Origin of the sequence: Hymenobacter sp. 15J16-1T3B, assembly GCF_020711235.1 — a bacterium.
GTDB lineage: Bacteria > Bacteroidota > Bacteroidia > Cytophagales > Hymenobacteraceae > Solirubrum.
In genome coordinates this window covers 263,320-275,459 of record NZ_JAJFAV010000002.1, presented here as the reverse complement: position 1 = coordinate 275,459, position 12,140 = coordinate 263,320, and the positions used below count along the sequence as shown (strand labels likewise).

The 12,140-nt window shown below is 66.0% G+C and carries 6 protein-coding genes; 3 read left to right on the top strand and 3 right to left on the bottom strand.

Annotated features, from left to right (window positions below; genetic code table 11):
• Positions 1 to 352: 352 nt before the first annotated feature.
• Both LJ737_RS04485 and LJ737_RS04480 read right to left on the bottom strand, forming a co-directional pair.
• Positions 353 to 1,120: a LytR/AlgR family response regulator transcription factor gene (locus LJ737_RS04485; RefSeq protein ID WP_227763294.1), complete on the bottom strand. Its 768-nt coding sequence runs from the start codon at positions 1,118 to 1,120 to the stop codon at positions 353 to 355.
• On the bottom strand, positions 1,101 to 2,162 hold the full coding sequence (locus tag LJ737_RS04480) for a sensor histidine kinase (protein ID WP_227763292.1): 1,062 nt from the start codon (positions 2,160 to 2,162) through the stop codon (positions 1,101 to 1,103). Before LJ737_RS04480 ends, LJ737_RS04485 begins: the two co-directional genes overlap by 20 nt.
• Before the next feature lie 754 nt (positions 2,163 to 2,916).
• On the opposite strand from LJ737_RS04480, the gene LJ737_RS04475 reads away from it, so the two are divergent.
• The 3 genes from LJ737_RS04475 (at position 2,917) to LJ737_RS04465 (ending at position 11,452) form a co-directional block, all read left to right on the top strand.
• Positions 2,917 to 8,775: a DUF8693 domain-containing protein gene (locus LJ737_RS04475; protein WP_227763291.1), complete on the top strand. Its 5,859-nt coding sequence runs from the start codon at positions 2,917 to 2,919 to the stop codon at positions 8,773 to 8,775.
• A 16-nt stretch (positions 8,776 to 8,791) separates the two neighbouring features.
• Positions 8,792 to 8,986, top strand: coding sequence for a PID-CTERM protein-sorting domain-containing protein (locus LJ737_RS04470; protein ID WP_227763290.1), 195 nt, complete (start codon positions 8,792 to 8,794; stop codon positions 8,984 to 8,986).
• A gap of 219 nt (positions 8,987 to 9,205) precedes the next feature.
• Entirely contained in the window at positions 9,206 to 11,452 is a 2,247-nt protein-coding gene (locus LJ737_RS04465) for an RCC1 domain-containing protein (protein ID WP_227763289.1), read from the top strand.
• A gap of 35 nt (positions 11,453 to 11,487) precedes the next feature.
• On the opposite strand, the gene LJ737_RS04460 is transcribed toward LJ737_RS04465, so the two are convergent.
• Complete coding sequence (locus LJ737_RS04460; RefSeq protein ID WP_227763288.1) at positions 11,488 to 12,129, bottom strand: hypothetical protein; 642 nt, start codon at positions 12,127 to 12,129, stop codon at positions 11,488 to 11,490.
• Positions 12,130 to 12,140: the final 11 nt, after the last annotated feature.

The following is a 12,140-nucleotide window of genomic DNA, read 5'->3' as shown; positions in this document are numbered from 1 at the left end:
GTTGTAGGTCGCGCAGATGATACCCATTGGAAAAAGCCGCGCCCGTCACGGAGACAGGCGCGGCCGAGCAATCAGCGGATTATCATCGGTGCAGCGTGGATCAACAGCACGTCCGACTTCCTCTGGCGTGTGCGCAAGCGAAGGCCTATCAACATTTCGTCAGCTCCATGCAGGCCGTCATGTCGAGCGAAGTCGAGACATCTCGTTGGATAGTAATTTCTTGTCGAGGTTGCTTGCGGACGTCAGCACGCGAGATGTCTCGACAAGCTCGACATGACGTTCTTCTTGTTTCCGTTCAGACGAAGCGGTAGAGATGCTTCGGCTGCGCTCAGCATGACGTTCTGCCCCCTGCTCACGAATCCAGCCACTGCTTGAACGTGGCGGCGCGGGTGCTGCTGATGAAGAGGTCTTCCGGGGCGGGCGGGTTGAGCAGCAGGTACAGGCGGCCTTTCAGGTAGGGCCGCACCTCGCTCACGGCACCGATGTGCACCAGGAATTGCCGGTTGGCCCGGAAGAACAGCTGCGGGTCGAGTTGCTCCTCCAGCTGGTCCAGGGTGAAGTTGACGATGTAGCGCTTCTTCTCGCGGGTGATGAGGAACACCACCGCGTCCTCGGCCAGGAAATAGGCAATGTCGGCCACCGGCACCACCTTGCTGCCGGGGCCGCTTTTCACCAAAAACCGACCCCGGAACGGCCGCGGCGTCGGCGTCTGCAGGGTTTGCAGCAGGCCCTGCAGGTTGCCCAGGCCCTCGGCCAAGTAGTGCTGCTTCGACTCGTCGTACTTGCGCAGGGCGCCGGCCACGTCTTCCGGCTTGATGGGCTTGAGCAGGTAGTCGACGCTGTGGACCTGGAAAGCCTGGATGGCGTACTGGTTGTAGGCCGTGGTGAAGATGACCGGGCAGCGCACCTCCACCTGCCGGAACAGGTCGAAGCTGCTGCCGTCGGAGAGGTGAATGTCGCAGAACAGCAGGTCGGGCGCCTGACGCCGGGTAAACCACTCCACCGCTTCCTCTACCGAGCCGAGCACGCCCAGCAGGTCGGCGTCGGGGCGCGCGGCGCGGATCAGGTCGGCCAGCGCGTCGGCGGCAAAGGGCTCGTCTTCAATCAGCAGAATCTTCATCGTCGGTCGGGGCAAGCAGGGGAAGCGCCACGCGGAAGGTGGCCGGGGTGTCGTCGATGCGCGGGAGCGGGGCGCCGAGGTAACGGTAGCGGCGGCGGATGTTGTTCAGCCCGAGGCCGGTGGACACCACCGGGCTGCTGCGCGGCTGCCGGTTGTTTTCCACCACCACCGCGCCGTCGTCGGCAAAGATGCGTACCTGCAGGGGCTTGAGGCGCGTGGAGCCGTTGTGCTTGATGGCGTTTTCGACGAGCATCTGCAGCGCCGCCGGCGGCAGCACCCGGGTCAGCAGCTCGGCCGGCACGTCGATGTGCACCTGCAGGTTGGGGCCCAGGCGCGTCTGCATCAAGAACACGTAGGCCTGCACCAGCTGCAGCTCGGCCTGCAGGCTGACCAGGGCGCGGGCGCTGTGGTCGAGGGCCAGGCGGTACACGGTGGCGAGCTGGTCGAGAAATTGGTGGGCCAGCGGCGGGTCCTTGGCGATGAGCGAGTTGAGCACGTTCAGGCTGTTGAACAGAAAGTGCGGGTCCACTTGGCTTTTGAGCAGCTCGAGCTGGGCGCGAAAGTGCTCCTTCTGCAGCTGCTCGGCCCGCAGCAGCTCCTGCCGCAGCCGCGCCCGGCCCCGCTCGCGCTCCACGAAGTAGTAGAAGAACAACGACACCACGGTGCTCACCAGCAGGGCCATGCGCACGCGCACGGGCTGCAGCGGAATATCCAGGTGCGCGGCCCGGATAAAAAGCCAGTAGGGCAACAGCAGCGTGAGCACGCAGATCAGCAGGTTGGCCACCGATACCGCTAGCCCCTCAGCCACGGCCTGCTGCCCGACCGTGAGGCGCCGGGGCGGGTGCGCTTCAAAATAGGCCGCCAGGCGCTGGTTCGACCAAAAGATGACCAGCAGGTAGCCCACCAGCAGCGTCAGCTCCAACGCCACGCCCCGGTCGAATACCCAGATGGTGCCCAGGTTGATGAACACGATGGTGTAGTAGAACACCACGGCCGTCAGGACGGCGCGCAGAACGGTGCGGAGCAGCGGTGGGGTGGGCATACGGGAAGCGTGAGCGGGCCGGCGGCAAGCCCCGGCCGGCCAAGCAAAGGTGACACGCCGGCCCGGCTCCGCCAACCCTCAGGCCCTCGAACCGGGATAAGCCCGGGCTGAACGCGGAATCAGCCGCCCTGAACCGGGATGCCCCCGCTGCGCCCAGGCAAAACTGACTTGACGAAAGCCCCCGGCTGGCCAAGTTACACGGCTGTTGTGCTCAGCGGCTGCCTGCTGCGGCCTAGGGAGTGCGAAGACCTTCCGAACCGCGTTGGCATTGCTCCTGGCCTTGGCGAGGTCGGGCAGGTTTGGCAAACCGTGGGGTTCGTTAGTGGACCAGCATGGGGCGGCAGTAATCGGCTGTTAAAACGCCGTCAACAAGTTTGTACTTCTCCGAGAGTAGTGCGCTGGCAGAGCTGTACCACGCTTGCCTTGCGGAGTATATCCGCACTGCCGGGCACGCTCAAAAGGCCTACGCGGCTGACGTAAAGCCAGCCCCCAAAAAGGGATTTTTGGTACCGTTACCCACCAATAAGGTTCAGCATACCGAACATCTTCTGCGCGTTGAGCAAGCGTTAAATCACATTAAAATCACATTAAAAATAGTAAAAACTACGTATTGCGGGGCTTGCTATTCCATTGCACTTTCGTCGTCCCTCAGCAACCCGAACGGACGCGCTCTTCCCCGTTCTCTTTTCCACTGAGGTACCCACCTATGCACAAATTTACCCCCTTCAGACCGGTGTTTCCGGTCTGGCTCCTTTTGCTGTTTGCCCTACTGCTGGGGCAGCGGGCCCACGGACAAAGCTGGCTGTGGGCCAGTACCAGCGAGCAAGGCCTGTTTACCCAAACGGACCTCGCCGTTGATGCCGCCGGCAACACGTACATGACCGGCAACTTCGGCCGCACGCACACGTTTGGCAACGGCGTCACCGTTACGCATACCGGCACTATCGGCTACAACGATGACTTCATCGCGCGTTTTAGCGCGAGCGGCACGCCGCTGTGGGCTGTGCTGATCGATCAAAGCTCGGCCAGCCAGGCTACCCCGTCCGTTGCGGTTGGCGCCAACGGTGACGCCTGGGTTACGGGTCGCATCCCGTACGGGGAGTCCGTGACGATTGGTGCTCAAACATTCGCCGCAACTACGTTCACCGATTCGTATTTCGCCAAATTCAGCAGCAACGGCACCCTGCAGTGGGCGCAAAAGCTCACGGGGTACGCGACTGCCGATGTGGCTGCCGATGCGAGTGGTAATGCTTACCTCAACGGTACGCTGTCTAACGGTGCAACTCTGGGAACCACAACCAGCGGTGCTGGCAACGGCCTTGCGGTGGTAGCCAAGTTTTCGAGCTCCGGCAGCGTGGTCTGGACCTCTTACCCAAGCACGTACGATGCCTATACCTCGTCGGATGGGGGTAAACTAGCCTTGGACAACGCCGGCAACGTGTGGGTGACCGGACGGGTTACCACCACGTCGGGCTTCACCGGGGGGTACATCATGTGGGGGTTGAGCAGGGTGTACGCGCCCGTAATGAGTCCTTACGGCACTCCCCGCTGGTACGCCGTTCGGATGTCGGCCGGCGCAGGCGCCCCTGACCTGGCGTTTGAAGTGGAAGGCCCCGTCTCCAGCCCTCCCGGCCTCGGCGCTGAAGTTGGCTTGGCAACGGACAACGCCGGCAACATTTACTTTGCGCATTCCCTTATCACGGCGTCGGGTACCGGCTACACGGTGGTTGTGGGGCAATCGTATAACAACCTCGGCGTACCCAGTGGGGGTACTTCGATTCCGGTAGCGGTGGGGGATAACCGATGGTACCTCGCCAAATTCACGTCTACCGGCACTCTTGCCTGGGTGAAGCAGGCCAATAGTGCTTCGCCGGCCAGTGCCAACGCCTACGGGCTGACGGTTAGCAGCGCCGGTGAGCCGTATGTAGGCGGATACTTCAGCGGAACCATCGACATCGACGGTACCGCCCTCACCAGTACGCGCGACGCTAACACAACCCAACGTACGGCGGATGGGTTTTTAGCGCGTTTTTCAGCGGCCGGGTCGGTTACCTCGGTCATGTCTTTATCCGGCACCGATCCAACTTTTAATTACGCGTCGCAGGACTACGTTTATGGCATAGCGGCAGATGGCAACGGTGGCGTTTATGTCAGCGGTGATTACGGCTACAACGCGACGTTTGGCAGCCTTACGATGCCTGCTGTCAACCAGTCTAACTCCTCTACTTTTCTCGCCAAATACGGCACCGCCTGCACCCCGCCCACGGCCAACGCCGGTCCGGATAAAACCGCTTGCTCCGGCGGCACGGTGACGCTCGGGGATACCGCGGTGCAGGCCGGGGTGAACTACAGCTGGTCGGTGACGCCGAACATTCCCGGCTTCAGCAGCAGCCAAGCCCGGCCCACGGTGACCCTGCCCACGGTGACGGCCAGCACCCAGTACGTGTTTACGCTCACGGTCACTAACGCGGCCGCCAGTGCCTGCTCGACCACGGACGCAGCCACCGTGACCGTGGCGCCCGCCCCCACTGCGCCCGCTGCCGCGGCCGCGCCGGCCAGTATCGGCCAAGGCCAGAGCACCACGCTCAGCGTCACGAACGCGCAGAGCGGCGTGAGCTACACCTGGAGCGGCCCGGGCCTGCAAACCACCGCGGGCAGCAGCGTCACGGCCACGCCGCCGAGCACGGGCGCGGCGCAGTACACCGTGACGGCTACCAACGCGAGCAACTGCACGGCTACCGGCCAGGTCAGCGTGAGCGTGACGGCGCCGGTGCCCGTGCTGACAAACTTCTCGCCCGCTTACGTGAAGCCCGGCGACGCCATTACCATCACCGGCCAAAATCTGCAGGGCCTGACGCAGCTTACGTTCAACGGCGCGCCGCAGACCTCCTTTTCGGTGAACAGTGCCGGCACGCAGGTCACCACCACCGTGCCCGGGCCCTCCTACCGGCTCAACGGCACGGAGTACCCGGTAACGACGGGCCTGATCCGGGCAACTACCCCCGCTGGCACCGCCAGCAGCGCAACGCGCCTGCGCATTTTCAACGTCGTTGGGTACTACGACCCTGCGCGCGGCTACAATTACCCGGCGCCGCAAAATGCGACGCTGACGGTGAGTGGTGGCGCCTTGCTATCCATAAAAGGGTCCGGGTTGTTGAATGCTACCAGTGCTTCCTTCCAGGGTCTTCTGGGCTGCGGCAGCTTTGCGTCGTTTGCAGCTCCGCTGACGGTGCTCAACGACTCCATGCTCACCATCAGCTTTGGCAGTCCGTTGGCCGGTTTCGGCTACCCAAGCGTCACCTCAGCCATTACGACTTCTATCGGCACGCTTTCGCCCTACAGCTCGTCGACCACCATATCCGGGAACCCCTACTTCGCAAATCTGTCCATTGCTCAGCCGTACGCCTCCTGTCTGTCACCAAGGAGCGGGCCGGTTGGAACGCGGGTTACGGTGAGTGGCAATTGGCCGCTAAGCGTTAGCCCGCCTCCCACCAGCATCACCTTTAATGGCGTACCGGGGCTGAATTTTGCCGTCGGTTCCACGGGGGCTTACCAAACCGTATCGGCGGATGTGCCGGCCGGCCTCAGCCCAGGCACTATCACGGTACAAGTGGGTGGCAACACCTCCCTAGCCGCGTCTGCTTCGGACCTCAGCCTGCCGTTTACCCTCACCGCGCAACCGACCATTGCCAGCTTCACGCCCGGCAACGGCCCGACCAACCTGACTTCCGTCACGCTGACGGGGACGAATCTGACGGGTACCACCGCCGTGAGCTTCAACGGCACGGCCGCGGCGGGCTTCACGGTCAATGCCAACGGCACCAGCCTGACCGTCACGGTGCCCAACGGGGCCACCACGGGCCCGATTACGGTAACGACCCCGCAAGGCACGGCCACCAGCGCCAGCAACTTCACCGTCACCGGGCAAGGCCCGCTCATCGGCTCGTTTGCGCCGGTTTTCGCCAAGAGCGGGCAGACCGTTACCATCACCGGCAGCAACCTGACGGGGGCCACGGCGCTGACGTTTGGCGGCGTGAGCCAGCCCTCGTTCACGGTAAATGCCGCCGGCACGCAAATCACGGCTGCCGTGCCCTACGCCAACGCGTCCGCGTCGCCGGATCTACCCTCGGGCCTGATTCAGGTGGCGACGCCCACCGGCACGGCCACGTCGGCTACGACCCTGCGCCTGCTGGCCGTCACGGGTGTTACCACCAGCTGGGGCGGGGCCGGCGGGCTGACGGGCGACAACGTCACGCTCAACGGCACGGGCTTCACCGGCGCCACCGTGGCGTATGTGCTGAACTCGGCCACGTACCCGGTGACGTATACCGTCGTGAGCGAAACCCAGATTACGGCCACCGTGCCGGACCTGAGCGGCGCCACGGCCTTGTCGGGCAACGGCGGCTTCACCGTCACCAACACCCCGGGCCTGAGCGGGGCGAACTTTGAAGTGCTGAGCCCGGTGGTGTCCTCGTTGTCGCCCAACGCGGGCCCGGTGGGCACGGTGGTGACGGTAACCGGCTTCAACTTTCAGCGCACCGACCCGCGCTCAGGCCTCCCCCAAGCCACGGCCGTCACCGGCATCACCTTCAACGGGGTGGCGGCCACCAACTTTCAGCTGCTGAGCCCCACGCAGGTGCGCGTGACGGTGCCGGCGGGCGCGGCCACCGGCTACGCGCGCCCCACCGGCGGCACGCTGCAGGAAAGCGTTTCCCGGGGTGTGCTCTTTACGGTTGGGCAAGCGCTGACCACCTGGACCGGGGCGGTCAGCACCGACTGGCTGACCGCGGGCAACTGGACCGCGGGCGTGCCCTCAGCCACGCTCAGCGCCAGCATCCCGGCCGGCCTGACGCGCTACCCGGTGCTGAACGCGGCGGGCAGTCCGCCGGCCGCCGTGCTCGACCTGACGCTGCAGACCGGCGCGAGCCTGGCGCTGCAGAGTGGGCAGCTGAACGTGTACGGCAGCGTTGTCAACCACGGCACCCTGACCGCCGGCACCGCCGCGGTGGCCTTGCTGGGCCCGGCAGCCCAGACGCTCAGCGGCAGCGGCACCACAACCTGGTACGACTTGACCGTGGGCCCGGCCGGGGCCACGCTGAGCGCCCCGGCGCAGGTGCAGCGTGTGCTCACGCTCAACGGCAACCTCACCTCCAACGGCAACCTGACGCTGCTCTCCAGCGCCGCGGGCACGGCCCTGGTAGTCAACAACGGCGGCGCGGTGACGGGTACGGCCACGGTGCAGCGCTACATCGACCCGGCGCTGAACGCCGGTCCGGGCTACCGCCACCTGGCGGCGCCGGTGAGCGGCAGCACCGTGGCCGACCTGGCCACTGCCAGCTTCTCGCCGGTGGTGAATCCGGCCTACAACACGGCCCCGGTGCCCAACAACGTAACGCCCTTCCCCACCGTGTTCGGCTACGACGAGCAGCGGCTGACCGCCGCCAGCACGCTCAGCAGCGGCTTCGATTACGGCTGGGTTTCGCCCAGCTCCACGGCCAACGCGCTGACGGTGGCCCGCGGCTACACCGTGAACCTGGCCCCGCAGACGGTTGACTTTACCGGTACGCTGAACAACGGCCCGCTCAGCGTCAGCCTGACGCGCGGCGGGACCAGCAATTCGGGCTGGCACCTGCTGGGCAACCCCTACCCCTCGCCACTAAACTGGGATGCGCTGGCCCGCCCGGCCGGCGTGGACAACGCCTTGTACGTGTACCGCTCGAGCGGGCCGTACACCGGCAGCTACCAGGCGTACGTCAACGGCGTGGGCCCGGCCGGGGCCAACCGGATTCCGCTGGGGCAGGGCTTCTTCGTGCGCGCCACCACCGCAGCCACCTTCGCCTTCAGCAACGCCGCCCGCATGACGTCGCCGCTGCAGGACGCGCCCGTGTACCGCACGCAAGAAACGCGGCCGCTGCTGGCCCTGGGCGTGCAGCAAGCCGGCGCCCCGGAAGACGTGCTCTACGTCTACCAGCAGGCCGGTGCCACCACTGGCTTCGACGCAGCCTACGACGCGGTGAAGGTGCAGTTCAACGGCGGCAGCCAGCCCACGCTGTACCACAGCACGCCCACCGGCGAGTCGCTGGCCATCCAGGGCCTGCCCGCGGGCCCGCAGCCGGTGGATCTGCCGCTGGCCGTGTACGCTCCGCAAGCCGGCAGCTACACCTTCACGCCCCGGCAGTTGGAAAACTTCCCCGCCGCGGCGCAACTCCTGTTGGAAGACCGGCAAACCGGCACTTGGCACGACCTGCGCCAGGGCGGTTACGCGGCCCAGCTGACCACCGGTCTGCAGCCGGTCCGCTTCGTGCTGCACCTGTACGCCTCCCGCGTGACGGCCAGCCAGCCGGCCCAGCTAAGCGCGGCCACGCTGCAGGTGTTCCCCAACCCGGCGACGAACGGCCGCCACGTGACGGTATCGGCCGCCGGGCTCCCGGGCACTCAAGCCGAGCTCTGCTTGCTCAACGGCCTAGGCCAAGTGGTACGCCGGGAAACCGTGGCCCTGAGCGGCCGCCTACTCGAGCATGCCTTCCCGCTTGCGCAGCTGCCGGCCGGCGTGTACACGCTGCAGGTGCGCACCCAGGCCGGCATGCTGACGCGCAAACTCGTTCTGCAATAGCCCCATCTTCTTGCCCATGAAACGCCTCGTATTCCTCTGCCTGCTGTTGACTAGCTCGGCGCTTTGCCCAGCCCAAACACCCGGCTCGGGCGGCCCCGTACCCGGCACGCCCACGGCCGAGCCCACCGCCGTGCCCCTCGATGGCGGCGCCTCCCTGCTGCTGGCCGGCGGCGTGACGGTTGCGCTCCGCGGGTTGCGGCGCCGCAACTAAGAATCCACGGCAACCCAGCACTACGCCCCTCCAAGTTGGAGGGGCGTTTGTGTGTGTAGGGGTGTTGTTTTCCGTCGATACTCATTCCTTTTATTCCAGGTTCGCCTACTCTTGCCGCAGCCAGTGGACGCTGCGCTTGAAACCTTCCTTGCTCACCACACATGCCGCCGTGGCACTACGCCGCTGGGCAGCCACGAGCAGGATGTACCTTTGGGAATTATGCCTACCCCTCCACCTGCGTTACTGACCCTGCTGCGGTTGTGGGGGCTGTTGCTGCTGCTCTTGCCCGTTACCGTGCGCGGGCAATCGGCCAATCATTCGCTCTGCGTTCATGCCGACGGCACCCTCTGGGCATGGGGCCTTAACGGCTATGGTCAACTCGGCGACGGCACCCGCCTCGACCGCTCCGTGCCCACGCAGATTGGAATGGCCACCAACTGGCTGGCGGCGGCCACCGGTGAATTCCATAGCGTGGCAGTACGCCGCGACGGCACGCTCTGGACCTGGGGCGACAACAGCGCCGGGCAACTGGGCAATGGCCGGCGCGGCAGCACCGCCGACGAGGAACGACACGTGCCGGAGCAGGTGGGCACGCGCCGGGATTGGCAAAGCGTGGCGGCCGGCAACCGGTACACGCTGGCCATCCGCCGCGACGGTACGTTGTGGGCGTGGGGCCACAACCGCTCTGGTCAGCTCGGCGACGGCAGCACCACCGGCCGCAACGCGCCAGTACAGGTTGGCACCGTTGCCGATTGGCAAGCCGTATCGGCCGGGACGGGCCACACCCTGGCCTTGCGCCGCGACGGCAGCTTGTGGGCGTGGGGCATTCCCATCGGCGCACCCGACGATACGACCATCCAGACTTCCCCGATGCAACTTGCCCCGGCGTTTACCTGGCGCAGCATTGCTGCCGGCGCCAATTTCGCGTTGGCCATCCGGCGCGACGGTAGCTTGTGGGCATGGGGCTACAACTACTTCGGCCAACTCGGCGACGGCAGCACGCTCAACCGCCGCCTGCCGGTGCCGGTTGGCACGGAGCACCGTTGGCAAAGCGTGGCGGCCGGAACCACCGGCACGGCGGCAATAAGTCGCGACGGGTCGCTCTGGGCCTGGGGCCGCACCACCGGCGAGCAGGAAGAGGACGTCCAGCAGGTGTCTGCTCCCGTTCGGATGGGCACGACCCGGAGGTGGCGGAGCGTAACGGCTGGGTATGCCCACTTCACGGGGCTGCAACGCAACGGCTCGTTGTGGGCTTGGGGCAGCAACAGCAACGGGCAGGTAGGCAGCACCCAGCTGAGCATGCTCTACCAGGCGGACCCGGTGCAAGTCGGGACCGACTCGACCTGGCAAACCATAACCGCGGCGGCAAATCACACCTTGGCCATCAAGCGCGACGGCAGCCTGTGGGCGTGGGGCGCCAACAGCGGGCAGCTCGGCGACGGGATGTACGTGGCTCCAACCCGAACCGTCCGGAGCGCGAATGACAGCTTGTACGCCCATGCCTTCTTCCGGGCGCCCGTGCGCGTGGGCACCGGCAACGCGTGGCTGCAGGTCACCACCGGGGCCGCGCACACGGCCGCCTTGCGCCGGGACGGCACGCTGTGGACCTGGGGCCACAATACCAGCGGCGAGCTTGGGCTGGGCGCGGGCGCGCAGCTGCTCTACCGCGTGCCGCAGCAGGTGGGCCCCGAAACCGACTGGCAGCGCGTGACAGCCGGCGCCGGCCGCACCTTTGCCCTGCGGCGGGACGGGTCGCTTTGGGCCTGGGGGCAGAATCTGTACGGGGAGCTTGGCAACGGCACCACCACCGACCAGAACGTGCCCGTGCCGGTGGCTGCTGGCTCCGCCGGGGGGTGGCAATGCGTGGCTCCAGGCTCCGCCCAAACGGTGGCCATTCGCCGCGACGGAAGCCTCTGGACCTGGGGGCGCAACGTGGCGGCAACCGACTACGCGACCTCCACTACCCCCGTACAAATGGGGAGCGGCACGGATTGGCAACAAGTCGTCGGCTCGCTTCATTTCGTGCTCCTCCGCCGCGACGGGACGCTCTGGGCCTGGGGCAGCAACACGTACGGCCAACTCGGCAGCGGCTCCTGCCAAAGCAGCTCAGTTCCGCAGCAGGTGGGGGCCGCCGCCGATTGGCGAACCATGGCCGCCGGGGCGTATCACACCGCCGCCATTCGCCGCGACGGCACGCTGTGGGCCTGGGGCAGCCATACCTATGGGGCATTGTTCGAGGACAGCGCTTATTGCCGCCGAGCCCCCGAGCCAATTGCCCAGGCCTTCCGCTGGCGAAGCGTCGTGGCCGGAGCCACTCATACGGTGGCGCTGCGCCAAGACGGCACGTTGTGGGCCTGGGGCAACAATCAGTTCGGTCAATTGGGCCGGCCCATCAGCAGTTGCGCCCCGCTGCTGATCGGCAACGTCCGCGGCTCTAAGCGCCAAGCTAAAGGCCCCCGCTTGTAGCTCGGCTGCATTGCCGGCGGGGAAGCGGCCAGGTACTATTGCCGCTCCCACGTGTCGCCGCCTTCTTCCACGAAGCCCACGACACCGTCGCCCTTGGTGTAGTAGAGCTTGGTGATGCGCCACGCCAGGCGGGTGGCCTCGGGGTACGGGGTGCATTCCAGAACGTCGGTGTAGGTGCGGCCGCCGAACGTGGCCTGCGGCAGCAGGCGGAACGTGGCCGGCAGCGGGAATTGCTGGTTCACCAGGTCGGCGGGCAGGTAGAACTCGCGGGTCCAAGTGAGGCTGCAGTGGGTTTGCTCCGTGGGGGTGCCGTACGACGGCTCCGACGTTTGCGCAAAGGTGATGACGTACTTGCCGGCGCTGCCGGAGGACGACGTTGAGTCCTGCCGCCACAGGGTGGCGTCAACGGTATGGTACCAGTACTGAACCTCAAAGGACTTGCCGGCATAGCCCCTTTTTTTTTCCTTGAGCTCGGTGACCTGGTAGCGGCGCTCGGCGCCGCGGCGGTTGCGGAAGGCCCACACAGAACCCTTGGCGTACGGATCGGCCCAGGCGCGCTGCTCGGCGGTGAACTTGTACTCGGGAGCGTCTTTGCCGCCACAACTGCTCACGCTGATGGCCAAGCACGCCACGGCCGCGCCGGTGAGGAACAATCGGGAGGAGGGAACTAGGGGCATGGCAGGAAAAA